Consider the following 524-nt stretch of genomic DNA (forward strand, 5'->3'; position numbering starts at 1 on the left):
TGACCTCGCCCTCCTACTACTGGTACGCCCTGCTGGTGATCGCGCTGGTCGCCCTCGACGGCCGCTGGGAATGGCTCGCCGTCCCCCTCGCGGGCACCGTGCTCTACATCGGCAACGCCATGGCACTCCCCAGCGAAACACTCCAACCCTGGTCCTACGGAATCGCCGCAGGGGTAGTCCTCGCCGGAACACTCCTGCGCGCCTACCGAAACGGGAGCCAGCCCGAACACACCGCCCCCAACTACGCCACCACACTGTCGCTGCTCTGACCTTCGGCGTCACCCCTGTGGGCACTGTGAGCCTGGACCGCTAGTCGATCGTGATCGGGCCGTCGGTCGGCTTGTCCCGGCCGGTGTCCTTCTCTGTGTCCTTGTCTGTGGGCTTCTGCTTCACCGGCTCCGTGGGCCCGGCGGCCGGCTTCAGGTAACCCTGCAGCTCGAGCAGGCCGTTGTCCTTGCCCGGACGGGGGTACTCGGTGGAACCGCTCAGGTTCTTCCGAACCGAGTCCAGGATGGTCAGCCCCT

The 524-nt window shown here is 66.8% G+C and carries 1 protein-coding gene and 1 pseudogene; one reads left to right on the top strand and one right to left on the bottom strand.

Annotated elements, in window-relative coordinates:
- Positions 1-269, top strand: a pseudogene (locus O3W51_RS48350) (hypothetical protein); the annotation flags it as partial.
- A gap of 40 nt (positions 270-309) precedes the next feature.
- Here the strand turns inward: O3W51_RS48350 and O3W51_RS48355 are convergent.
- Positions 310-524: hypothetical protein (locus O3W51_RS48355; protein WP_269290465.1), on the bottom strand; the 215-nt coding region annotated here is incomplete at its 5' end.

It is taken from the genome of Streptomyces sp. H39-C1 (genome assembly GCF_027158125.1).
In the GTDB taxonomy this organism is placed as follows: domain Bacteria; phylum Actinomycetota; class Actinomycetes; order Streptomycetales; family Streptomycetaceae; genus Actinacidiphila; species Actinacidiphila fildesensis.